Raw genomic sequence first — 22,158 nt, 5'->3', positions numbered from 1 at the left:
TAAACTGGCGACACTTTTTCGTTTTGGAGACGCCATGATGGCCGACCGCATTCACTGGACAGTAGGGCAAGCCCAGGCCCTGTTTGATAAACCGCTGCTGGAACTGCTGTTCGAAGCGCAAACCGTACACCGCCAGCACTTCGACCCGCGTCAGGTGCAGGTCAGCACGCTGCTGTCGATCAAGACCGGCGCTTGCCCGGAAGACTGCAAATACTGCCCGCAGAGCTCACGCTACAAGACCGGCCTGGAGTCGGAGCGGTTGATGCAGGTCGAGCAGGTGCTGGAATCGGCGCGCAAGGCCAAGGCGAACGGTTCGACCCGTTTTTGCATGGGCGCGGCGTGGAAGAACCCGCACGAGCGCGATATGCCTTATCTGCAGCAAATGGTGCAGGGCGTGAAAGCGATGGGCATGGAAACCTGCATGACGCTGGGCACATTGGATGGCACCCAGGCCGAGCGGCTGGCGGAGGCCGGGCTGGATTACTACAACCATAACCTCGACACCTCGCCGGAGTTCTACGGCAGCATCATCACCACCCGCAGCTACCAGGAGCGCCTGGATACGCTCGACAAGGTGCGCGACGCCGGCATCAAAGTGTGCTCCGGCGGCATCGTCGGGCTGGGTGAAACGGTGCGCGATCGCGCCGGGTTGCTGGTGCAGCTGGCCAACCTGCCAAAACCACCGGAGAGCGTGCCGATCAACATGTTGGTGAAGGTGAAAGGCACGCCGCTGGCGGATAACGATGACGTCGATCCGTTTGATTTCATCCGCACCATCGCGGTGGCGCGCATCATGATGCCATCTTCTTATGTCCGTCTCTCCGCAGGCCGCGAACAGATGAACGAACAGACGCAGGCGATGTGCTTCATGGCCGGCGCCAACTCGATCTTCTACGGTTGCAAGCTGCTGACCACGCCGAATCCGGAAGAAGACAAAGACCTGCAGCTGTTCCGCAAGCTGGGGCTCAACCCGCAGCAGACCGCAACCGAACACGGCGACAACCAGCAACAGCAGGTGCTGGCCAAGCAACTGCTGAACGCCGATACCGCCGAGTTTTACAACGCGGCGCCGTGATGAGCTGGCAGCAACGCATCGAGCAGGCGCTGGCTGAGCGGCGCCTGAACGCCGCCTACCGCCGGCGACAGACCACCGAGGGCGGCAACGGCCGCCAGATCCGGCTCGGCGATCGTCTCTATCTGAACTTCTCGGGCAACGACTACCTGGGCTTGAGCCAGGATGCGCGGGTGATCGCCGCCTGGCAGCAGGGCGCGCAGCGTTACGGCGTCGGCAGCGGCGGTTCGGGCCACGTGACCGGTTTTAGCGCAGCGCATCAGGCGCTGGAAGAGCAACTGGCGGCGTGGCTCGGCTATCCGCGCGCGCTGCTGTTCATCTCCGGCTACGCCGCCAACCAGGCGGTGCTGGCGGCGTTGATGCAAAAGGGCGATCGCATTTTGGCCGATCGTCTCAGCCACGCCTCGCTGCTGGAGGCGGCGGCGCAGTCGCCGGCCGAGCTGCGCCGGTTCCAGCACAATCAACCGCAGGCCTTGGCGGATCTGCTGGCCAAACCCTGCGACGGGCAGCGGCTGGCGGTCACCGAAGGGGTGTTCAGCATGGATGGCGACGGCGCGCCGTTGGCAGAGCTGCATCGCTTAACCCGTGCGGCGGGCGCCTGGCTGATGGTGGACGACGCCCACGGCATCGGCGTGCGCGGTGAGCAAGGCCGCGGCAGCTGCTGGCAGCAGGGCGTGCGCCCTGAACTGCTGGTGGCGACCTTCGGCAAGGCGTTCGGCGTCAGCGGCGCGGCGGTGCTGTGCGATGAGGCGACCGCCGAGTATCTGCTGCAGTTCGCCCGCCATCTGATCTACAGCACCGCGATGCCGCCGGCACAGGCCTGCGCGCTGCAGGCGGCGCTGGTCTGCATTCGAGAGGGCGATGACCTGCGCGCCCGGCTGCAGGACAACATTCGGCGTTTCCGCCAGGGCGCGGCGCCGCTGGCGCTGACCCTGACAGATTCCGACACCGCCATCCAGCCGCTGCTGGTGGGGGATAATCAGCGCGCGCTCGATCTGGCGACCCGCCTGCGCGAGTGCGGCCTGTGGGTGAGCGCCATCCGCCCGCCGACGGTGCCGCCGGGCGGCGCGCGGCTGCGCATTACCCTGACGGCGGCGCATCAGCCGCAGGATATCGATCGCCTGCTGGAGGTGCTGAATGACGTCAGCCAATGACACAGTGAACAAACAGGCGGTCGCCTCGGCCTTCAGCCGCGCGGCCGGCAGCTACGACGCCGCCGCCGAGCTGCAGCGTGACGTTGGCGAGCGCTTACTGGGGATGGGGAGTTCCCACCCGGGCGAACAGCTGCTGGACGCCGGCTGCGGCACCGGCTATTTCAGCCGTATGTGGCGTGAGCGCGGCAAACGGGTGACCGCGCTCGATTTGGCGCCGGGCATGCTGGAGGTCGCCCGCCAACGGCAGGCGGCGCATCATTATCTGCTGGGCGATATCGAACAGGTGCCGCTGCCCGATGCGGCGATGGACATCTGTTTCAGCAGCCTGGTGGTGCAGTGGTGCAGCGATCTGCCTGCCGCGCTGGCAGAGCTGTATCGCGTGACCCGTCCCGGCGGCGTGATCCTGTTTTCCACGCTGGCGGCGGGCTCGCTGCAGGAATTGGGGGACGCCTGGCAACAGGTGGACGGCGAACGTCACGTGAACGCCTTTTTGCCGTTGACGCAGATCCGCACCGCCTGCGCCGCCTATCGACACGAACTGGTGACGGAGTTGCGTATCCTGAACTACCCGGACGTGATGACGCTGATGCGTTCGCTCAAGGGCATCGGGGCGACGCATTTGCATCAGGGGCGCGAGGGCGGCCTGATGTCGCGCGGCCGCCTCGCCGCGCTGCAGGCGGCTTACCCGTGTCGGCAGGGGCAGTTCCCGCTCAGCTATCATCTGGCTTATGGAGTGATTTATCGTGAGTAAACGTTGGTTCGTGACCGGCACCGACACCGAAGTGGGGAAAACCGTCGCCAGCAGCGCCTTGCTGCAGGCCGCCAACCGGGCGGGCTACCGCAGCGCCGGCTATAAGCCGGTGGCCTCCGGCAGCGAGATGACCGCCGAGGGGCTGCGCAACGGCGACGCGCTGGCGCTGCAGGCCAACAGCGGCGTGGCGCTGGATTACGACGAAGTGAACCCTTACGTATTTGCCGAACCGACCTCGCCGCATATCGTCAGCGCCGATGAAGGCCGGCCGATCGACGCGGCGCGGCTGTCCGACGGCCTGCGCCGGCTGGAGCAGCGCGCCGACTGGGTGCTGGTCGAGGGGGCCGGCGGGTGGTTTACCCCGTTGTCGGCGGAGTACACCTTCGCCGACTGGGTGCGGCAAGAGCAACTGCCGGTGATCCTGGTGGTGGGCATCAAGCTGGGCTGCATCAACCACGCGGTGCTGACGGCCCAGGCGGTGCAACAGGCCGGGCTGACGCTGGCCGGTTGGATCGCCAACGACGTGGCGCCGCCGGGGCGGCGGCATCAGGAATACCTGGCTACGCTGCGCCGTATGCTGCCCGCGCCGCTGCTGGGCGAAATCCCGCACCTGCCGCAGGCCGAACGGGCGCCGCTGGGGCAGTATCTGGATATCAGCTTGCTGGCGCAGTGAGAGGTTCTGGCTGATGAATCACAACGCCGGGTCTTATGACCCGGCGTTGGCTTTTACATAGCGGTAATACAGGCGTTATCGAGATAAAGCACGCCATTTTTCGCCAGGGCAAACAGGTTGAACGTCAGGATGACATGGGTCGCCCAGACCGGGACTTTTCGTCGATTGGCGTTGAAACGATATTCGGTGTACTCGGCGTAAGCATCGGCTTTCAAGGCGGCGTCCCAGGCTGCCGGCGCGGCTTTGGCGACGAGCGAGACGCCGTTGTCCGCATGGTCCTGGATACAGGCATATTGCAGCGTCGCGAACAGATTGCCGGTACCGCCGTTGACCGTTTTCAGGGTAAAACAGGCGCCCAGCTGCTCATATTGCGCGGCGGGCACGATCACTCTCACTCCGGCGTTGGTATTGGCGTTGCCCAACTTGGTCACTTTCAGGGCATTGCTGCCGTTGACGCCCACGCCGGCTTCGATACTGATAGTCACTGCGTCTGAGGTAAAGGGCTCGCTGATCGTGCCGCCTGTCACTTCCCAGCCAAACGGCTTAGCGGAAAAGGCGAACTCACCGTCTTTTAACTTGTTATTCACGGCGCCGACCAGCGTCTGGATCCCGGCGCCACCCCCACCGCCATCCAGTCGGCTATTGACGATGACAAAGTCGCCGGTACCGCTGAAATAGCGGCCGCTGGCGGTTCGTACGCCATAGAACTTCACGCTGTCGACGATAATCCCGCTACTGCCGGCCTCGGCGTAAAACAGCGACGCTTGCGCCAGTCGGCCGCCGGCGACGATGATTTCGCCGCCGTGAATCAACAGCGATGCATTTTGATTGGCGCTGCAACAGAAGGGAATTTCCGTGAGCGGACTATTACCGTTGTTGAATTCCATATGGCAGCCATGCAATTCAATGCTACCGGCCTCAACGTCGGCAATCGAGCCGGCATAGTCGATCGAAGTGCCGAACAGGCGGAAGGCGCCGTTGGGGTTAGCGTTGCGAACGGCCAGCCCCTGGGAATTGCCGAGGGTGCCACCGAAGAAGTTGATGCCTTCACCGAAGTTTTGGGCGCCGCTGTTCGTTGAAGGCATATGCAGGCACTCAAAACAGCGAATGACTTCACAGGCGTAGTGGTGGGCGATATAGGCATTGGTACCGTAGTACAGGCCGTAGTAGAAGCCGGAAATATAGACGTTATTGACGGAAAAGTTGCCCAGCGGGCCTTCAGGCGAATCGAAACGGACGCCGTCGATATAGGTGTATTCGATCGTCGTTTCATCTTTGCTGTTGTTAATCCTGGCGCCGATGCCCTTTACGGTGAAATCTTTCATGATAGGCGCCGGGCGAATAGGAACGTTGCTATCCAGCGCGCCGTTGCTGGTATAGCAGCGCAGGAAATAGTTATGGTCGCTTTCCGTGCCGTTGGGGATCTCGGTAGTGACGTTGACGCCGTTGCCGTCGATATAGACGAATCCGACATTGATATCGGTTTTAGGCGCCGTCCAAAGGGCAAAAGGCGCGGCGAATCTGACAATCGCAGGGCGTTTTAACGTTTTGATGATAAAGTCTTGTGCGCCGACCAGTTCGTCGCGCGAACTGACGTAAATGCCTTCAATATTAAGACGTTCCTGCAGGCTCCAGTTTTTGTTGCGCAAATCCGCGTATTGAATAAATGCCGCGTTGTTGTCTGTCATGCTTACATCCCTCGATATTATGGTGTCGGTGTGACCCCTATCGAGTATGAAAAGATGGCCGGCCCATGCCTATTGGGCGCAGACTGGCCGTGACTGATACAACAGCAACCTAATCGCTAACCCGAGCACTCACTCCGCCAGCCCGGCGCCGATCAGCGCCTCATCCAGCTGCGCCAGCGCGCCGTGCGCCACGGTGCGCCCGCTATCGAGCAGACAAAAACGATCCGCCACCTGGCGCACGAACGGCAGCTGATGCTCTACCAGCAAAATGGTCATGCCCAACTCATAGTTGAGCCTGCGGATCACGTTGCCGATGTCGGCGGCGATCGAGGGCGGTACGCCCGTCGTCGGTTCGTCGAGGATCAGCAGCGCCGGCTCCTGCGCCAGCGCACGACCAATCGCCAACTGGCGCTGAGCGCCTTCGCACAGATCGCCGGCGCGGCGAGTGCGCATCTGGCGCAAATTGGGAAACAGGCTGTAGATCAGCGGCGGAATGCGGTAAGGGGCGCCGCGCACGGCCATCTGCGCCACTTGCAGATTCTCTTCCACGCTCAGCTGCGAGAAGAGTTGCCGCCCTTGCGGGACGTGGCTGATGCCGAGTGCGGCGCGGCGCTCCATCGGTTGCAGCAGCAGGTTTTGCGGCGGCTGATCCGCCGGCTGCCAGGTCATGCTGCCGCTCACCACCGGCAAATGCCCCATGATGCAGTTGACCAGCGTGGTCTTGCCCACGCCGTTGCGCCCGAGCAGCACGGTGCACTGGCCGCGCGGCAGCTCCAGGTTGATGTCCCACAGGGTATGATTTTGCCCGTAAAATTGATTGACCGATCTCAGACTCAGCATGTGGCATTCTCCTCATAGACATAGGCGCCCGTTCCACTCGTTGGTGGGGTGCTGCAAAGGCCGCATTGGCGGTTGATTTCCCGAGTGTGGCAATGTCCGGAACAAAATGCCGTCCCTCCGATTCACCTGAGCAATGTCTGCGGTGGACGGAAAGACAGTCAATATGTCGTGAAAAACGACGTTTATGACGACTTGGTGTCGTTCTCGCGCTTTTACGAGGCATAGCCAGGCGGCGGTTGCACGCCGCATTCGGCAGCGCATTATGCTGTCGCGCCTCGTTCGCACGCGGGAAGATAAAGCAACTCCCAGGCCAGTTTTGCCACTGGCCGAAAAGGGGGAGTGTTATCGCTTTGTTAACCGCCTGTCAGGCCCGACGCGCTCTGCCGCGGCGGCCTGAAAATACGCCGGGAAGTTAACCCGGACGTTTTTTGCACTCTTGTGGTGCTCTCCGGCGTGGGCGTGGTGCAAGGCGTTGCGCCGCCGTCAAGCGCGATCGGCGTGAAAGGGGGCAATGCGATTTTGGCAATGGGGATTTTTAGTATTAATCGGCATAAACAAAGCGATATTTTTATGAAAAAATAACTAAAAAAGCCATTTTGGCGAGTGTAAAGGGCGAAAAGCTTTCTTTCTGTAACTCCCGCCACGGGCGGGGCGGTGAGAGTTATCCACTATTCCTGTGGATAACCTTGTGCATTAGATTTAGAAAAACGCTGTAAAGCGAGAGCCGACGCGGGTTCTGTTCGCTTTGTCCGCAATCTCGTCTTTTTATTAAAACTATTAATTATCAATAAATTAACTAAAATCAAGACGCCAGGGCATTGATCGGGTTTCTATGTGTGATTTTTCGCCGCGGTGCTATCAATAAGTTAATTTTCGGCAAGTTCTGGGGATAAATCTGTTATTGACAATAAAAATGTCACCCCGCTGTAACCTCACGGTGCAACGGCGTTGCCGCGCTGCCGCGCGCAGCGACGAATCCGCTTGAAGCTGGTTTTATATCCAGTATCATGGGCACTGGCGCAAATCGCCGACACTTTCCATAATTAGGGGCCACGTCCGGCGCAGAGCCGGCTGGCCGCCTGAGCGCGCGCATCTCCACAGGGTAGCCGAGCAATGAGTAAACTTTTCAAACTGCATTCTGATTTCAAACCGGCCGGCGATCAGCCGGAAGCCATCCGCAAACTGGAAGAGGGGTTGGAAGACGGCCTGGCGCACCAGACGCTGCTGGGGGTAACCGGCTCGGGCAAAACGTTCACCATCGCCAACGTGATAGCCGATCTGAATCGGCCGACCATGGTGCTGGCGCCGAACAAGACGTTGGCGGCGCAGCTGTACGGCGAGATGAAAGAGTTTTTCCCGGAGAATGCGGTGGAGTACTTCGTCTCTTACTACGACTACTACCAGCCGGAAGCCTACGTGCCCAGCTCCGACACCTTCATTGAAAAAGACGCTTCGGTGAATGAGCACATCGAGCAGATGCGCCTTTCCGCCACCAAGGCGCTGCTGGAGCGGCGCGACGTGGTGGTGGTGGCGTCGGTGTCGGCGATCTACGGCCTGGGCGATCCGGATCTTTACCTGAAGATGATGCTGCATCTGACCAAGGGCATGATCATCGATCAGCGCTCCATTTTGCGCCGGCTGGCGGAGCTGCAGTATTCTCGCAACGATCAGGCTTTCCAGCGCGCCACCTTCCGCGTGCGCGGTGAGGTGATCGACATCTTCCCGGCGGAATCGGACGAGCTGGCGCTGCGCGTCGAGCTGTTCGACGACGAAGTGGAGCGGCTGTCGCTGTTCGATCCGCTGACCGGGCAGATTGAGCAGGTGGTGCCGCGTTTTACCATCTACCCGAAGTCGCACTACGTGACGCCGCGCGAGCGGATCATTCAGGCGATGGAAGAGATCAAGGTCGATCTGGCGGACCGCCGCAAGGTGCTGTTGGCCAACAACAAGCTGCTGGAAGAGCAGCGCCTGACGCAGCGCACCCAGTTCGATCTGGAGATGATGAACGAGCTGGGTTACTGCTCGGGCATCGAAAACTACTCGCGCTACCTTTCCGGGCGCGCCGAGGGCGAGCCGCCGCCGACGCTGTTCGATTACCTGCCGGCGGACGGCCTGCTGGTGGTCGACGAATCCCACGTCACCATTCCGCAAATCGGCGCGATGTTCAAGGGCGACCGCGCGCGCAAGGAAACGCTGGTGGAGTACGGTTTCCGCCTGCCGTCGGCGCTGGACAACCGCCCGCTGCGCTTCGAGGAGTTCGAGGCGCTGGCGCCGCAGACCATCTATGTCTCCGCCACGCCGGGCAAATATGAGCTGGAGAAATCCGGCGGCGATCTGATCGACCAGGTGGTGCGCCCGACCGGGCTGCTGGATCCGATCGTGGAAGTGCGGCCGGTCGCCACTCAGGTGGACGATCTGCTCTCCGAGATCCGCAAACGCGCGGCGATCAACGAGCGCGTGCTGGTGACCACCCTGACCAAACGCATGGCGGAAGACCTGACCGAATACCTGGAAGAGCATGGCGAGCGCGTGCGCTACCTGCACTCGGATATCGACACCGTGGAACGCGTCGAAATCATTCGTGACCTGCGTCTGGGCGAGTTTGACGTGCTGGTGGGCATCAACCTGCTGCGTGAGGGGCTCGACATGCCTGAGGTGTCGCTGGTGGCGATTCTGGACGCCGACAAGGAAGGCTTCCTGCGTTCCGAACGTTCGCTGATCCAGACCATCGGCCGCGCGGCGCGTAACCTGAACGGCAAGGCGATCCTGTATGGCGATCGCATCACCGATTCGATGGCCAAAGCGATCGGTGAAACCGAGCGGCGGCGCGCCAAGCAGCAGGCTTACAACGAAGCCAACGGCATCGTGCCGCAGGGGCTGAACAAGAAGATCGGCGACATTCTGCAGATTGGCCAGCCGGTCAACCGCGCCAAGGGTAAAGGCAGGGGCAAGGCGGCGGACAGCGGCGCTCAGCTGCAGAACCTCACGCCGAAAGCGCTGGATCAGAAAATCCGCGATCTGGAAGCGCAGATGTATACCCATGCGCAAAATCTGGAGTTCGAGCAGGCGGCTGCGTTGCGCGACGAGATCCACCAGCTGCGCGAGCAGTTCATCGCGATTTCCTGACCGTTGGACGGCGCCCGCGCTGTGGGCGTCAAAATTCCTTGTCGGCCGCGTCAAAGCTGTTATGGTGTGCGGCCCGATTTGACCACGAAGAGTACCGAACATGAGCCAACACCAGTCTAAAGACCCGCTGCACGGCGTGACGCTGGAGCAACTGCTGAATAAACTGGTGGATCACTACGGTTGGTCCGAGCTGGGCGCGCGCATTCGCATCAACTGCTTCCGCAGCGATCCGAGCATCAAGTCCAGTCTGAAATTTTTGCGTCGCACGCCCTGGGCGCGTAAAGAGGTGGAAGATCTGTATATCGATATGGTCAGCCATCCCGCCCCAGCCAGCGATAATCCCTGGCTGCGCGGGCGAGACGGTTAAATTCGGTCAACGGCGGTCGGCCAGCTCTACCAGCGCTTGATCCAGTGCCTGGCGCAGCAGCTGGCGATCGTGGCGGTAGGGGATGTCGCTCGCTTCCAGCGGTTGCTGAATCACCACCCGATCCTGCACTTCACTGGTGTCTACCGCCGGGCTGACGATCAGCGCATCGATCATCCGGCGGCCGATCTTCTCTTCCATCAGCGCCAGCTTATCCTTTAATGACAGCGCCGCGGCGGCCACGCTCAGCTCGCGGCCGAGGTTGCCGATATAAATCATGCTGGCGCTGCTGCGGCGCAGCGCCTGGGTGAGATCGTCCAGCAGCAGCAGCGGCATCAGGCTGGTGAGGAAACTGCCCGGTCCGATCAGGATCACGTCGGCCTGCGCGATGGCGTCCAGCGCTTCGCGCGTGGCGTTGACCGGGGGCGACAGCATCAGCTCCTGCGGCATATGGGCCAGTTGGTCAACATTCACTTCACCGTAAACATGGTTGCCTTCGTGATCGTGCGCCATCAAATCCACCGGCTGTTCCGACATCGGGATCAACGCCGCGTCCACCTTCAACAGGCTGCGCACCAGGTTGATCGCTTCCAGCGGGCGCACGCTCAGGTGATCCAGCGCTTTCAACATCAGGTTGCCGAGGTTATGGCCGGCCAGTTCGCCGTTGCCGCTGAAGCGGTATTCGAACATCGCCGAGGCGACGCTCGGCTCGGTGATCAGCTGGTTGAGACAGTTGCGGGTATCGCCCCAGGCAATGCCGCCTTCCGAACGGCGGATGCGGCCGGTGGAACCGCCGTTGTCGGTGGTGGTAACGATGCCGGTCAGGCGGGAGCCTAAGGACGACAGGGCCGACATCACACGGCCCAGGCCGTGTCCGCCGCCCAACGCCACCACGCGGTCGAGATCGGCCAGGGTACGATTACGCATAAATTTCCTTACAAAGGGGCTGAACTGCCCGCATAAGGTAGCGGATCCGGCGTAAAAACGCGATATACCCGTTATCCTTGACGTTGCCTCTGGGGGGAGCGGGCTTGCCGTCGGGAGGCGACGCCCATTATTTAGGGGATAAAGAGTGCCATTTGCGTGATTCTGGTCAATTCGCCCGCGTAAGCGATGTTTATCATGGTTTACCCGATTACGCGGCGTCTAAAAACGCTGTATAGACAGTTATATAGCGAATTAACGCGTTGGCTATCGTTGCCGATTAGCGCTAGAATTCTGCTGAAAACCACGGTTTCATTCCGGCTACTCAAGGTAGCGGGAAGAGAAATCAAACTCCTAGCCCCTGCGCCTACGTTGTTCATCCGGAACGATATGGCGCCTGGGCCGTGGCGAAGTCAGCCACCAGGGTGCAGAGGGGAAACGCTCGCATCTCCCGACTTTGGAAAGGTGTTATGGTACCGCAACTCATTGATGCTTATGAGCGCAAGTTCTATTACCTGCGCTTGTCGATCACCGACGTGTGCAACTTTCGTTGCACCTACTGTCTGCCCGACGGCTACAAGCCGAGCGGCAGCCCGAAAAGCTTCCTGTCGCTGGATGAAATCCGCCGCGTCAGCCGCGCGTTCGCCGAACTGGGCACCGAAAAGGTGCGCCTGACCGGCGGCGAGCCTTCGCTGCGCCGCGACTTTACCGAGATCATCGCCGCCGTGCGGGAAAACCCGGCCATCCGTACCCTGGCTGTCACCACCAACGGCTACCGTCTGGCGCGCGACGTCGCCGCCTGGCGTGACGCCGGTCTGACGGCGATTAACGTCAGCGTCGACAGTCTGGATCCCCGCCAGTTTCACGCCATTACCGGTCAGGACAAGTTCCGCCAGGTGATGGACGGCATCGACGCCGCCTTCAGCGCCGGTTTCAGCAAGGTCAAGGTCAACGCCGTGCTGATGCGCGACGTCAATCACCAGCAACTCGGCGCGTTTCTCGCCTGGATCAAGGATCGGCCGATCCAGCTGCGCTTTATCGAACTGATGGAAACCGGCGAGGGGGGCGAACTGTTTCGCAAACACCACGTTTCCGGCGAAGTGATTCGCCTGCAGCTGGAGCAGCAGGGTTGGCAGCGCCAGGCGCGTGGCCGCAGCGACGGCCCGGCGCAGGTGTTCAGCCACCCGGACTACCAGGGTGAGGTGGGTCTTATCATGCCGTATGAAAAAGACTTCTGCGCCAGCTGCAACCGGCTGCGCGTTTCTTCCATCGGCAATCTGCATCTGTGCCTGTTCGGCGAGCAGGGGGTGCCCCTGCGCGATCTGCTGGCGGACGACGGCCAGCTCGACGCGCTGAAGGCGCGCATTCAGAGCGGGCTGCTGAGCAAGAAGCAGACCCATTTCCTGCATCAGGGCAACAGCGGGATCACCCAGAACCTGTCGTTTATCGGCGGCTGACAGCCAATAGGAGCTTATTGAACCATGAGCCATGCGAGCAGCGAGTTTATTCCGGCGCATATCGCCATCCTGACCGTGTCCGACAGCCGCGGCGCGGCGGAAGACACCTCCGGCCAATATCTGCAGGAAGCGGCGCAGGAAGCCGGCCATCAGGTGGTGGATCGCGCCATCGTCAAAGATGACATTTACCAGATCCGCGCACGGGTTTCCGCGTGGATCGCCGATGACAACGTGCAGGCGGTGCTGATCACCGGCGGCACCGGTTTTACCGCGCGCGACAACACGCCGGAAGCGCTGTTGCCACTGTTCGACAGAGAGGTGGAAGGGTTCGGCGAACTGTTCCGCATGGTGTCGTACGAAGAGATCGGCACCGCGACGATCCAGTCGCGCGCGCTGGCCGGCCTGGCCAACCGCACGGTGATTTTCGCCATGCCGGGCTCCACCCGCGCCTGCCGCACCGCCTGGGAGCGGATTATCGAAGAGCAGTTGGACGCGCGCCATCGCCCGTGCAACTTCCAGCCCCATTTGAAGAAGCCCTGAGTCATGACACAGCTAACCCACATTAACGCCGCCGGCGAAGCCCATATGGTCGACGTTTCCGCCAAGGCCGAAACGGTGCGTGAGGCGCGCGCCGAAGCCTTCGTCGACATGCTGCCCGCCACGCTGGCGATGATCGTCGACGGCAGCCATCACAAGGGCGACGTGTTCGCCACGGCGCGCATCGCCGGCATTCAGGCGGCCAAACGCACCTGGGAACTGATCCCGCTGTGCCACCCGCTGATGTTGAGCAAGGTCGAAGTGCAGCTGGAGGCGCAAACGGAGCACAGCCGGGTGCGCATTGAAACCTGCTGCCGGCTGACCGGCAAAACCGGCGTCGAGATGGAAGCGCTGACCGCCGCCTCGGTGGCGGCATTGACCATCTATGACATGTGCAAAGCGGTACAGAAAGACATGGTGATCGGCCCGGTGCGCCTGCTGGCGAAAAGCGGCGGCAAATCCGGTGATTTTAAGGTGAACGCATGATCGATATTCTTTTCTTCGCGCAGGTGCGCGAACTGGTGGGCACCGGCGCGCTGTCGATGCCGGCGGATTACCCGACCGTCGAGGCGCTGCGTCAGGCGCTGTGCGCGCGCGGCGATCGCTGGGCGCTGGCGCTGGAGTCCGGCAAACTGCTGGCGGCGGTCAATCAGTCGCTGGTGGCGGCGGATCACCCGCTGCGCGCCGGCGATGAAGTGGCCTTCTTCCCGCCGGTTACCGGGGGGTAAGCATGGAAAACACCCGCATTCGCGTGGGCGAAGCGCCGTTCAACGTCGGCGACGAGTATCAGTGGCTGGCGCAGTGCGACGCCGACGGCGCGGTGGTGACCTTCACCGGCAAGGTGCGCAACCATAACCTCGGGGACGACGTCAGCGCGCTGACGCTGGAACACTACCCCGGCATGACCGAGAAGGCGCTGGCGGAGATCGTGGCCGAGGCGCGCAGCCGTTGGCCGCTGCAGCGCGTGACGGTGATCCACCGCGTCGGCGCGCTGTATCCCGGCGACGAGATCGTGTTCGTCGGCGTGACCGGCGCGCACCGCGGCATGGCGTTCGCCGCCAGCGAGTTCATCATGGACTACCTGAAGACCCGCGCGCCGTTCTGGAAGCGCGAAGCGACCGGCCAGGGCGATCGTTGGGTGGACGCTCGCGACAGCGATCGTCAGGCCGCGCAGCGCTGGCACGACGCGGCTAAATAACGCCTCAACAGCGGAAACAAATCAAGACCTTTGCCGCTTTCGCGCGGCCTATTCTGTGGTACGCTTATAGCAGGCGAAGCCCCGTTTACGGGGCTTCGGAATCTTGTTTACAACGCAAAAGGTAACCGTCATGGACCGATATCCACGCTCTAATGGTTCAATCGTCGAACGTGCCAACAGCGGCATTCAGGCCTACATGGCGCAGGTTTACGGCTGGATGACCTGCGGTCTGCTGCTGACGGCGTTCGTTTCCTGGTATGCGGCCAATACGCCCGCGATCCTCAACTTCATCTTCTCCAGTCAGATCACCTTCTTTGGTCTGATCATCGCCCAACTGGCGCTGGTGTTCGTGATTTCCGGCATGGTCAACCGCCTGAGCGGCGCGGTGGCCACCTCGCTGTTCATGCTGTACTCGGCGCTGACCGGGCTGACGCTGTCGAGCATCTTCATCGCGTACACCTACAGCTCGATCGCCAGCACTTTCGTCGTCACCGCCGGCATGTTCGGCGCGATGAGCCTGTACGGCTACACCACCAAGCGCGATCTGAGTGGCTTCGGCAGCATGTTGTTCATGGCGCTGATCGGCATCGTGCTGGCTTCGCTGGTGAACATCTGGCTGAAAAGCACCGCGCTGATGTGGGCGATTACCTACATCGGAGTGGTGGTGTTCGTCGGCCTGACCGCGTACGACACGCAGAAACTCAAGGCGATGGGCGAGCAGCTGAACGCCGATGATAAAGACGGCTTCCGCAAGTACGCCATCGTCGGCGCGCTGACGCTGTATCTCGACTTCATCAACCTGTTCCTGATGTTGCTGCGCATTTTCGGCAACCGCCGCTAAATCCGTCGTCTTTCATGCCTTAGGGTATTTGGCGATCAAAAAGCTCTGCATGTGACATGCAGAGCTTTTTTTATGCGATCTTGCGGCGGAACAGCGCGTAGGCGGCGCTGCCGGTGGTGGCAGTGATCACCAGCAGCGGCCACAGGCTGCGCCAGATAATGCTGAAGCTGGCGTCCTTCAGGTAGATCTGCTTGGTGATGTCGGTGAAGTGGCGTATCGGATTCACCCAGGTCAGATCCTGCAGCCACACCGGCATATTCTCCACCGGCGAGACGTAACCCGAGAGCAGGATCGCCGGCATCATGAACACGAACACGCCGATGAACGCCTGCTGCTGAGTGGCGCACAGCGACGAGATCAGCAGGCCGAAACCGACCAGCGACAGCCCGTAGATCAGCATGGTGGCGTAGAACAGCAGCAGCGATCCGGCGAACGGGATCTGGTACAGGAAGATGCCGATCAACAGCACGATGCTGGCCTGGAAGCTGGCGACGATCAGCGCCGGCACCGCCTTGCCGATAAAGATTTGCCAGGTGGTGAGCGGCGAGACCAGCAGCTGTTCCAGCGTGCCCTGTTCGCGCTCGCGCGCCACCGACAGCGAGGTGACGATCAGCACGCCGATGGTGGTGATCATGGCGATCAGCGACGGCACCACGAACCATTTGTAGTCCAGATTCGGGTTATACCAGTTGCGTACCACCAGTTCGCTGTTGTTGGGTTTCGCGCGGTTGCCGAGCAGCTCGTTCTGATATTCCTGCACGATCTGCTGCACGTAGTTGGCGGCGATCTGCGCGCTGTTGGAGTTGCGCCCGTCGAGCAGCAGCTGCAGCGGCGCGGTGTTGCCGGTGGCGATATCGCGCGAGAACTGCGCCGGGAAGCGGATCAGCAGCAGCGCCCGCTGGTTGTCGATGGTGGTCTTTATCTCCTGCGGATTGCGCAGCAGCAGGACATGGGAGAAGGCTTTGGCCTTGGCGAAGCGCTGGGTCAGCTCCACCGAGGCCTGGCCGCTGTCCTCGCTGTAGACCGCGATGGTGGCGTTGGTGACTTCCAGCGTCGCGGCGAACGGGAACAGCAGCACCTGCAGGATCACCGGCATGATCAGGATGGCGCGGGTTTGCGGATCGCGCAGCAGCGCCTGCATTTCCTTGATGATGAGCGTCAACAGACGATGAAACATCGCTCTTTCTCCTCAATCCAGCCGGCGCTGGGTTTTCCAGGCCGTCAGGCCGATGAACACCACGGCGGAAGCGATCAGGAACAGCAGATTGATCGCCAGCACGGTGCCGACGTTGCCCGCCAGGAACAGCGTTTGCAGCGTGCTGACGAAGTAACGCGCGGGAATGATGTAGGTCACCGCGCGTACGATGGCCGGCATGCTGTCGATCTGGAAGATGAAGCCGGACAGCATGATCGACGGCAGGAAGGCGGCGTTCAGCGCCACCATCGCCGCATTGAACTGGTTGCGGGTGAGGGTGGAGATCAGCAGGCCCATGCCGAGGGTGCTGGCGAGGAACAGGCTGCTGATCAGCAGCAGGATCGGCAGCGAACCGCGATAGGGTACGCCGAGCACCCAGACCGCCACCGCCATGCACAGCGCCATGGCGATCATGCCGAGGAAGTAATACGGGATCAGCTTGGAGAGCAGCAGCTCGCTGCGCGTCACCTGGGTGGAGAGCAGGGCTTCCATGGTGCCGCGCTCCCATTCGCGGGCGATCACCAGCGAGGTGAGAATGGCGCCGATCACCGTCATGATGATGGTGATGGCGCCGGGAATGATGTAGTGCCGGCTGATGGCCGCCGGGTTGAACCAGTAGCGCATCTGCACGTCAATCAGCGGCTTGTCGTTGCTTCCCCGATCGGCGGCGCGCTGCTGCTGCCAAACTTGCCATACGCCCTGGGCATAGCCCTGCACGAAGTTGGCGGTGTTCGGCTCGCTGCCGTCGGTGATCACCTGGATGGGGGCGCTGTCGTGCGGGCGCGCCATGCGCTGGTCGAAATCCACCGGGATCACCACCAGGCCGCGGATCGTGCCGGCCTGCATCTGCTGGATCAGCTGCTGGCGGTTGTCGCTGATGGTCGGTTCGATATAGGGCGAACCGGCGAACGCCTGGGCCAGATCGCGCGCGTCTTCGCTCTGTTGCTCCATCAGAATGCCCAGATGCAGCTTGCTGGAGTCCAGGTTGATGCCGTAGCCGAAGATAAACAGCAGCATCAGCGGGATAACGAAGGCGATCAGGCCGCTGCTGGGATCGCGCAGTATTTGCCGCGTCTCCTTCAGGCACAGCGCGCGCAGTCGGCGCCAGGAGAAGCCGCCGTCGTCGATTGGGGCTCGGTTGTCGCTCACCGCGGTTCCTCCTCGTCGTAGCCCTGCACCAGTTCGATAAACGCCTGTTCCATCGAGGGGTTGGGGTTGTCGTCGCGCGCTACCTGTTGTTTGAGATCGTCCGGCGTGCCGGCGGCGATGATCTTGCCGCGATACACCAGGCCGATGCGGTCGCAGTATTCCGCCTCGTCCATAAAGTGGGTGGTCACCATCACCGTGACGCCCTTGTCGACCATGCCGTTGATGTGCAGCCAGAACTCGCGCCGCGTCAGCGGATCGACACCGGAGGTCGGTTCGTCGAGGAACAGAATATCCGGTTCGTGCATCAGCGCGCAGGCCAGCGCCAGGCGTTGCTTGAAGCCGAGCGGCAGGGCATCCGGCGTCTGATCGAGGATCGGCGCGAAGTTGAAGGCGCGGGACATCTCGTCGATTTTGTCGCGCTGCGCCTTGCCGCTCAGGCCGTAGACCCCGGAGAAGAACTTCAGGTTCTGCGCCACCGTCAGGTTGCCATACAGCGAGAATTTTTGCGCCATGTAGCCGAGGCGTTGGCGCGCCTTGCCGGAACTGGTCTTCAGATCCATCCCCAGCACCAGCGCCTTGCCGCCGGACGGCACCAGCAGGCCGCACATCATTTTGAAGGTGGTGGACTTGCCGGCGCCGTTCGGGCCGAGCAGGCCGAAGATTTCGCCGCGCCGTACCTGAAAATCGACGTGATCGGTGGCGGCGAAATCGCCGAATTTCTTGGTCAACTGCACCGCTTCGATCACCGTTTCACCGCCTTTGCCGTCAACGGTCGGCATGATCTCCGCCAGCGCCGAGCGATGGTTGGGGCCGCCGCCGAGCAGATCGATAAACGCATCCTCGAAGCGCGGATCCGCTTCGTCCAGTTCGGCGTCCGGCAGATCCAGCGTCTGCAGCAGCTGCCGATGATCTTCGCCTTCTTTCAGGATCAGGCGCAGGTACTTGCCCTGGATCACGCCGTCGGTGACCGCCGGCAGGCAGATCGCCCGCTGCAGCAACGATCGATGGCTGCCGGGCGGCGCGGCGATCAATACCGTGCGTCCGGCCATGCGCTGGGTCAGATCCTGCGGCGCGCCGCTGAACAGCAGCTCGCCCTCGTTGAGCAGCAGCACTTCGCGACACTGCTCGGCCTCATCGAGATAAGAGGTGCTCCACAGGATCAACATGCCGTCGTTGGCCAGCTCGTGCACCATGCGCCACAGCTCGCGGCGCGAGATCGGATCGACGCCGACGCCCGGTTCATCCAGCAACAGCACCTGAGGTTCGCCCACCAGCGTGCAGGCCAGTCCCAGTTTCTGCTTCATGCCGCCGGACAGCTTGCCCGCCAGGCGCTCGGTGAAGCGGGTCAGATCGGTGAATTTCAGCAGCCGTTCGAAGGTCTGGCGGCGAAGATCGCCGGTGACGCCGCGCAGATCGGCGTACAGCGTCAGGTTCTCCATCACCGTCAGATCCTCATACAGCCCGAACTTCTGCGGCATGTAGCCGAGGATCGCATGCAGTTGGCGATCCTGGCCGATCGGATCCAGCCCGGCGACCCGCAGTTTGCCGCTGCTTGGCTTCAGCAGCCCGGCCAGCATGCGCAGCAGGGTGGTTTTGCCGGCGCCGTCCGGGCCGACCAGCCCGATGACCGCGCCGCTGCGCAGGGTGGTGGTCAGGCTGGCGACCGCCGGTTTCTCAAGCGACGGGAAGCGCTTTTCCAGCCCTACCAACTCGATGGTGTGCGCCTGTTCCATGGCCGGCCTCAGGGTTTGGCGAAGCGCAGGGTGACCGGCATGCCCTGACGCAGCGCATCGTCGGCGTCGGTGACGATCACCCGCAGGCGGTACACCAGATCGGTGCGCAGATCCGGCGTTTCAACGCTTTTCGGCGTGAATTCCGCGGTCGGCGAGACGAAACCGATCTTGCCGTGGTAAGGCTTGCCGGGGCGGCCGTCGGTGTAGATCTCCAGCTCGGTGCCGGGCACAGCCTGGTTCAGGCTGGTTTCGTTGACGTAGGCGCGCACCCACACCGGCCGGGTCAACGACAGGGTGAACACCGTGCCGCCGGCGCCGAGCATGGTGCCCGGCTCTACCGCACGGGTCAGCACCGTGCCGGCGGAAGGGGAGAGCAGCGTGGCGTCTTGCAGGTTCAATTGCGCCTGCGCCAACGCCGCTTCGCTTTGCGCCACCTCGGCCTTGGCCTGTTCAATTTCTTGCGGGCGGTTGCCGCTGCGGTATTGCGACAGTTTGTCTTTCGCCGCTTGCAGATTGGCCAGCGCCTGATTGCGGGCGGTGCGCGCATCCTCCAGCGCGTCGGCGGAGGTGGCGTTTTTCGCCCACAGCCCTTGCTGGCGCTTCAGGAAACTGTCGGCGTAGGCGAAAGCGGACTGGCGCTGCGCCATTTCTGACTGCACCTGGGCTATCTCTTCGCTGCGATAGCCGGCCTGCAGCAGCGACAGTTTGGCGCGCGCGCTGCCGACGTTGGCTTCGGCCTGTTGCAGCGCGTTGCGGTAGGGAGCATCGTCCAGCTTGCCGAGCAGCTGGCCCGGCTGAACGGTATCGCCTTCATCCACCGTCAGCGACGCCAGGCGGCCGTCGACGCGAAAGCCGAGGTTGACCGTGCGGATATCGACGTTGCCGTACAGCGTCAGCGGCCGCTCCTGCTGCTGTTGGTAATGCCATACCCCGTAAGCGACGGCCGCGATCAGCAGAATCAACAACACGATCAAGGCACTGCGTTTTTTGTTCATAACACTCCCTGCCTGAATTTACGCGCCGTGACGTTGGCGCAGCCCAATAACTAAAATCTCGATATGCTCGCTCAGCACCGCCGCGATTTGCGCCGCTTCGCCCTCACCAATCTCTTGCCAGCCGGCCTGACGGCGGATGGTCTCCCGCGCTACGCGGAACGACAGCACCTCGCCGATCAGCGCATGGGTATGCAACACGAGGCGGGCGGCGCGTTCGTCGATGCCGGTGGCGGCCGACAGCAGGCGGCACAGCCGTTCGTGCATCGGCGCGATCACCTGGCGGTGGATCAGCGGGTAGGCGTCGGTTGGGGCGAGCTGTTCGCGCGACATGATTTTGCTCAGATTCAGCGTGTGCGGCTGGGTCATCAGCTCGCTGAAGGCCAGTAGGCCACGCTGCAGCAAACGCAGCGCCGCGTCGGGCGATCGCTGTGCGGCAGGCTGCTGCCCAAAGCGATCGACCTCTTCGGCCAGCGGGGCGAACGCCTGCTGGATGAAATCGGCGAGCGACTGCGCCACGGCCAGATACAGCCCCTCTTTGGAGCTGAAGTAGTAGGTGATGGCGGCGATATTCTGGCCGGCGCGCTGGGCGATATCGCGGGTGGTGGCGCCCTGCAGGCCATATTCACCGAACAGGTCGGTCGCCGCGGCGAGCAGTTGCCGGCGCGTTTGCTCGCCGCGCGCCCGGCCGGCGGCCTGATGAGGGACGGAAGCTGGCATAGGTCACGCTCAAAGTTAATCAATCATATGATTAACTTTATGCCAGATTGTTTAAAACGCAACCGCTAACCACAATGAGTTATGTGACCGACTTCAGATAATGCTGAATTTACGGCAGATTGTGCTCTCTGCACGTAAAAGTGCTTTTTATTGCGCGACTTCTGTTACAATCGCCGCCTGGTGCACTGCAGTTTGTGCCAATCCCTCGTGGTCATGCTTAATGCCCCGTCTGATCATCCTCCCAGGAAACTGCACCGAACACTGTTAGGTTAGGGGGGATCTGGAGTTTTTCTCTTTATGTCATTTGAAACCCTCGGCTTAAGTGCTGAAATTGTGCGCGCTGTTGAAGAACAGGGCTATCGCGAACCGACGCCAATTCAGCGTCAGGCTATCCCTGTCGTGCTGGAAGGTCGTGACCTGATGGCCAGCGCCCAGACCGGCACCGGTAAAACCGCCGGTTTTACCCTGCCGCTGTTGCAGCTGCTGAGCAAGCATGACCATCCGGTCAAAGGCCGTCGCCCGGTGCGCGCGCTGATCCTGACGCCAACCCGTGAGCTGGCGGCGCAGATCGGCGAAAACGTCGATGCCTACAGCAAACACCTGCGCCTGCGTTCGCTGGTGGTGTTTGGCGGCGTGAGCATCAACCCGCAGATGATGAAGCTGCGCGGCGGCGTCGATATCCTGGTGGCGACGCCGGGGCGTCTGCTGGATCTGGAACATCAGAACGCGGTTGACCTGTCCAAAATCGAAATTCTGGTGCTGGACGAAGCGGACCGCATGTTGGACATGGGCTTTATCCATGACATCCGTCGCGTGCTGGCCAAGCTGCCGGCCAAGCGCCAGAACCTGCTGTTCTCCGCCACCTTCTCCGACGACATCAAGGCGCTGGCCAACAAACTGCTGCATAACCCGGCCTCGGTGGAAGTGGCTCGCCGCAATACCGCGTCCGAGCAGATCGAGCAGAGCGTGCACTTCGTCGACAAGAAGCGTAAGCGGGAACTGCTGTCGCAGATGATCGGCGAAGGCGACTGGAAACAGGTGCTGGTCTTTACCCGCACCAAGCACGGTGCCAACCACCTGGCGGAACAGCTGAACAAAGACGGCATCACCGCTGCGGCGATCCACGGCAACAAGAGCCAGGGCGCCCGTACCCGTGCGCTGGCCGATTTTAAAGACGGCCGCATCCGCGTGCTGGTGGCGACCGACATTGCGGCGCGCGGTCTGGATATCGACCAGTTGCCGCACGTGGTGAACTACGAGCTGCCTAACGTGCCGGAAGACTACGTGCACCGCATCGGCCGCACCGGCCGCGCGGAGCGTACCGGCGAAGCCATCTCGCTGGTGTGCGTGGATGAACACAAGCTGCTGCGCGACATCGAGCGTCTGCTGAAGCGTGAAATTCCGCGCATTGCGTTGCCGGGCTACGAGCCGGATCCGACCATCAAGGCCGAGCCGATCATCAACGGCCGCCAGGGTGGCGGACGCGGCGCGCCGCGCGGCAACGGCGGTGGCCAGCGTTCCGGTAACGGCGGCGGTCAGCGCAGCGGTAACGCCAACGGCGGCCAGCGTGAAAACCGTGGCAACGGTAACGGCAACGCTCGCCCGCAGGGTGACGGCCAGCGCCGTTCCGGCGCGCCGGCCTCGCGTCGCCCGCGCAACCGCAAACCGGCCGAATAAGCCCGATTGCGCAAAAGCAAGCCGCCTGTATGGGCGGCTTTTTTTTTGCCTGGCGGAACGGCATTTT

Annotated in this window: 22 protein-coding genes and 1 riboswitch; of the genes, 14 read left to right on the top strand and 8 right to left on the bottom strand. The window is 62.1% G+C overall.

The annotated features are described in order from the left end of the window. The first annotated feature begins 37 nt into the window (after nt 1-37). Genes bioB through bioD form a run of 4 tightly spaced genes read left to right on the top strand, consistent with a single transcriptional unit; the run spans nt 38 to nt 3,650 of the window. The gene (gene bioB, locus J0X03_RS17390; protein WP_031299723.1) at nt 38-1,075 is read left to right on the top strand and encodes a biotin synthase BioB; all 1,038 of its coding nucleotides are present in this window, start codon (nt 38-40) and stop codon (nt 1,073-1,075) included. Continuing rightward, nucleotides 1,075-2,226 carry an 8-amino-7-oxononanoate synthase gene (gene bioF / locus J0X03_RS17385; RefSeq protein ID WP_033642231.1) on the top strand — a complete coding sequence of 384 codons (1,152 nt, stop codon included), beginning with the start codon at nt 1,075-1,077 and terminating at the stop codon, nt 2,224-2,226. Before bioB ends, bioF begins: the two co-directional genes overlap by 1 nt. Next, nucleotides 2,210-2,977 (top strand): malonyl-ACP O-methyltransferase BioC, encoded by a 768-nt coding sequence (gene bioC / locus J0X03_RS17380; protein WP_089194400.1) that lies wholly within the window; start codon nt 2,210-2,212, stop codon nt 2,975-2,977. Before bioF ends, bioC begins: the two co-directional genes overlap by 17 nt. Next, nucleotides 2,970-3,650 carry a dethiobiotin synthase gene (gene bioD, locus J0X03_RS17375; protein WP_033642233.1) on the top strand — a complete coding sequence of 227 codons (681 nt, stop codon included), beginning with the start codon at nt 2,970-2,972 and terminating at the stop codon, nt 3,648-3,650. Before bioC ends, bioD begins: the two co-directional genes overlap by 8 nt. A gap of 53 nt (nt 3,651-3,703) precedes the next feature. On the opposite strand, the gene J0X03_RS17370 is transcribed toward bioD, so the two are convergent. Further along, entirely contained in the window at nt 3,704-5,338 is a 1,635-nt protein-coding gene (locus J0X03_RS17370) for a hypothetical protein (protein WP_160204096.1), read from the bottom strand. 129 nt (nt 5,339-5,467) lie between these two features. Next, nucleotides 5,468-6,178 carry an ATP-binding cassette domain-containing protein gene (locus J0X03_RS17365; protein ID WP_142002077.1) on the bottom strand — a complete coding sequence of 237 codons (711 nt, stop codon included), beginning with the start codon at nt 6,176-6,178 and terminating at the stop codon, nt 5,468-5,470. A 453-nt stretch (nt 6,179-6,631) separates the two neighbouring features. On the opposite strand from J0X03_RS17365, the gene J0X03_RS24275 reads away from it, so the two are divergent. From J0X03_RS24275 to J0X03_RS17355, 3 genes are all read left to right on the top strand, one after another. After that, the gene (locus tag J0X03_RS24275) at nt 6,632-6,760 is read left to right on the top strand and encodes a hypothetical protein (protein WP_255326645.1); all 129 of its coding nucleotides are present in this window, start codon (nt 6,632-6,634) and stop codon (nt 6,758-6,760) included. 531 nt (nt 6,761-7,291) lie between these two features. Then, nucleotides 7,292-9,304: an excinuclease ABC subunit UvrB gene (uvrB, locus tag J0X03_RS17360; protein ID WP_033642236.1), complete on the top strand. Its 2,013-nt coding sequence runs from the start codon at nt 7,292-7,294 to the stop codon at nt 9,302-9,304. 100 nt (nt 9,305-9,404) lie between these two features. After that, nucleotides 9,405-9,671 (top strand): VF530 family protein, encoded by a 267-nt coding sequence (locus tag J0X03_RS17355; protein ID WP_004939783.1) that lies wholly within the window; start codon nt 9,405-9,407, stop codon nt 9,669-9,671. Between the two features lie 6 nt (nt 9,672-9,677). Here the strand turns inward: J0X03_RS17355 and J0X03_RS17350 are convergent, their stop codons facing one another. After that, nucleotides 9,678-10,595: a gluconeogenesis factor YvcK family protein gene (locus J0X03_RS17350; RefSeq protein ID WP_089196741.1), complete on the bottom strand. Its 918-nt coding sequence runs from the start codon at nt 10,593-10,595 to the stop codon at nt 9,678-9,680. A gap of 336 nt (nt 10,596-10,931) precedes the next feature. Further along, nucleotides 10,932-11,076: riboswitch (molybdenum cofactor riboswitch) on the top strand. Here J0X03_RS17350 and moaA point away from each other — a divergent pair. The 6 genes from moaA (at nt 11,063) to J0X03_RS17320 (ending at nt 14,625) form a co-directional block, all read left to right on the top strand. Next, entirely contained in the window at nt 11,063-12,049 is a 987-nt protein-coding gene (moaA, locus tag J0X03_RS17345; RefSeq protein ID WP_025301927.1) for a GTP 3',8-cyclase MoaA, read from the top strand. (Overlaps the previous riboswitch by 14 nt.) Before the next feature lie 24 nt (nt 12,050-12,073). Then, nucleotides 12,074-12,589 (top strand): molybdenum cofactor biosynthesis protein B, encoded by a 516-nt coding sequence (gene moaB, locus J0X03_RS17340; protein ID WP_033642238.1) that lies wholly within the window; start codon nt 12,074-12,076, stop codon nt 12,587-12,589. Between the two features lie 3 nt (nt 12,590-12,592). After that, a complete protein-coding gene (moaC, locus tag J0X03_RS17335; protein ID WP_025301929.1) occupies nt 12,593-13,072 on the top strand; it encodes a cyclic pyranopterin monophosphate synthase MoaC in 480 nt (159 codons plus the stop codon). Next, nucleotides 13,069-13,314, top strand: a complete 246-nt coding sequence (moaD, locus tag J0X03_RS17330) for a molybdopterin synthase sulfur carrier subunit (protein ID WP_004939768.1) — start codon at nt 13,069-13,071, stop codon at nt 13,312-13,314. Before moaC ends, moaD begins: the two co-directional genes overlap by 4 nt. A gap of 2 nt (nt 13,315-13,316) precedes the next feature. Beyond that, on the top strand, nt 13,317-13,784 hold the full coding sequence (gene moaE, locus J0X03_RS17325) for a molybdopterin synthase catalytic subunit MoaE (protein WP_033642239.1): 468 nt from the start codon (nt 13,317-13,319) through the stop codon (nt 13,782-13,784). A 130-nt stretch (nt 13,785-13,914) separates the two neighbouring features. Then, nucleotides 13,915-14,625 (top strand): Bax inhibitor-1/YccA family protein, encoded by a 711-nt coding sequence (locus J0X03_RS17320; protein ID WP_004939761.1) that lies wholly within the window; start codon nt 13,915-13,917, stop codon nt 14,623-14,625. A gap of 70 nt (nt 14,626-14,695) precedes the next feature. Here the strand turns inward: J0X03_RS17320 and J0X03_RS17315 are convergent, their stop codons facing one another. The 5 genes from J0X03_RS17315 to J0X03_RS17295 are packed head-to-tail and all read right to left on the bottom strand — an operon-like array spanning nt 14,696 to nt 20,414. After that, nucleotides 14,696-15,802, bottom strand: coding sequence for an ABC transporter permease (locus J0X03_RS17315; RefSeq protein WP_033652362.1), 1,107 nt, complete (start codon nt 15,800-15,802; stop codon nt 14,696-14,698). A 12-nt stretch (nt 15,803-15,814) separates the two neighbouring features. Further along, nucleotides 15,815-16,969, bottom strand: coding sequence for an ABC transporter permease (locus J0X03_RS17310; RefSeq protein ID WP_042783887.1), 1,155 nt, complete (start codon nt 16,967-16,969; stop codon nt 15,815-15,817). Then, the gene (locus J0X03_RS17305) at nt 16,966-18,702 is read right to left on the bottom strand and encodes an ATP-binding cassette domain-containing protein (RefSeq protein ID WP_089194403.1); all 1,737 of its coding nucleotides are present in this window, start codon (nt 18,700-18,702) and stop codon (nt 16,966-16,968) included. Before J0X03_RS17305 ends, J0X03_RS17310 begins: the two co-directional genes overlap by 4 nt. Before the next feature lie 8 nt (nt 18,703-18,710). After that, nucleotides 18,711-19,697: a secretion protein HlyD gene (hlyD, locus tag J0X03_RS17300; RefSeq protein ID WP_033642244.1), complete on the bottom strand. Its 987-nt coding sequence runs from the start codon at nt 19,695-19,697 to the stop codon at nt 18,711-18,713. An 18-nt stretch (nt 19,698-19,715) separates the two neighbouring features. Then, nucleotides 19,716-20,414: a CerR family C-terminal domain-containing protein gene (locus J0X03_RS17295; protein WP_033642245.1), complete on the bottom strand. Its 699-nt coding sequence runs from the start codon at nt 20,412-20,414 to the stop codon at nt 19,716-19,718. 297 nt (nt 20,415-20,711) lie between these two features. Between J0X03_RS17295 and rhlE the strand changes: the two genes are divergently transcribed. Continuing rightward, on the top strand, nt 20,712-22,091 hold the full coding sequence (gene rhlE, locus J0X03_RS17290) for an ATP-dependent RNA helicase RhlE (RefSeq protein WP_042783890.1): 1,380 nt from the start codon (nt 20,712-20,714) through the stop codon (nt 22,089-22,091). Nucleotides 22,092-22,158: the final 67 nt, after the last annotated feature.

The organism is Serratia ureilytica (genome assembly GCF_017309605.1).
In the GTDB taxonomy this organism is placed as follows: domain Bacteria; phylum Pseudomonadota; class Gammaproteobacteria; order Enterobacterales; family Enterobacteriaceae; genus Serratia; species Serratia ureilytica.
Note: the sequence above shows the minus strand (reverse complement) of the source record. Positions and strands in the feature narration are given on the sequence as shown.

Bases quoted from the DNA above. Each gene is read 5' to 3' on its own strand.
- J0X03_RS17315 (WP_033652362.1), bottom strand. From the start codon at position 15,802: ATGTTTCATCGTCTGTTGACGCTCATCATCAAGGAAATGCAGGCGCTG.
- J0X03_RS17320 (WP_004939761.1), top strand. From the start codon at position 13,915: ATGGACCGATATCCACGCTCTAATGGTTCAATCGTCGAACGTGCCAAC.
- J0X03_RS17355 (WP_004939783.1), top strand. From the start codon at position 9,405: ATGAGCCAACACCAGTCTAAAGACCCGCTGCACGGCGTGACGCTGGAG.
- moaC (WP_025301929.1), top strand. From the start codon at position 12,593: ATGACACAGCTAACCCACATTAACGCCGCCGGCGAAGCCCATATGGTC.
- bioF (WP_033642231.1), top strand. From the start codon at position 1,075: ATGAGCTGGCAGCAACGCATCGAGCAGGCGCTGGCTGAGCGGCGCCTG.
- hlyD (WP_033642244.1), bottom strand. From the start codon at position 19,697: ATGAACAAAAAACGCAGTGCCTTGATCGTGTTGTTGATTCTGCTGATC.
- moaE (WP_033642239.1), top strand. From the start codon at position 13,317: ATGGAAAACACCCGCATTCGCGTGGGCGAAGCGCCGTTCAACGTCGGC.
- moaB (WP_033642238.1), top strand. From the start codon at position 12,074: ATGAGCCATGCGAGCAGCGAGTTTATTCCGGCGCATATCGCCATCCTG.
- J0X03_RS17295 (WP_033642245.1), bottom strand. From the start codon at position 20,414: ATGCCAGCTTCCGTCCCTCATCAGGCCGCCGGCCGGGCGCGCGGCGAG.
- J0X03_RS17370 (WP_160204096.1), bottom strand. From the start codon at position 5,338: ATGACAGACAACAACGCGGCATTTATTCAATACGCGGATTTGCGCAAC.
- moaD (WP_004939768.1), top strand. From the start codon at position 13,069: ATGATCGATATTCTTTTCTTCGCGCAGGTGCGCGAACTGGTGGGCACC.
- rhlE (WP_042783890.1), top strand. From the start codon at position 20,712: ATGTCATTTGAAACCCTCGGCTTAAGTGCTGAAATTGTGCGCGCTGTT.
- J0X03_RS17350 (WP_089196741.1), bottom strand. From the start codon at position 10,595: ATGCGTAATCGTACCCTGGCCGATCTCGACCGCGTGGTGGCGTTGGGC.
- bioB (WP_031299723.1), top strand. From the start codon at position 38: ATGGCCGACCGCATTCACTGGACAGTAGGGCAAGCCCAGGCCCTGTTT.
- bioC (WP_089194400.1), top strand. From the start codon at position 2,210: ATGACGTCAGCCAATGACACAGTGAACAAACAGGCGGTCGCCTCGGCC.
- J0X03_RS17305 (WP_089194403.1), bottom strand. From the start codon at position 18,702: ATGGAACAGGCGCACACCATCGAGTTGGTAGGGCTGGAAAAGCGCTTC.
- J0X03_RS17365 (WP_142002077.1), bottom strand. From the start codon at position 6,178: ATGCTGAGTCTGAGATCGGTCAATCAATTTTACGGGCAAAATCATACC.
- moaA (WP_025301927.1), top strand. From the start codon at position 11,063: ATGGTACCGCAACTCATTGATGCTTATGAGCGCAAGTTCTATTACCTG.
- uvrB (WP_033642236.1), top strand. From the start codon at position 7,292: ATGAGTAAACTTTTCAAACTGCATTCTGATTTCAAACCGGCCGGCGAT.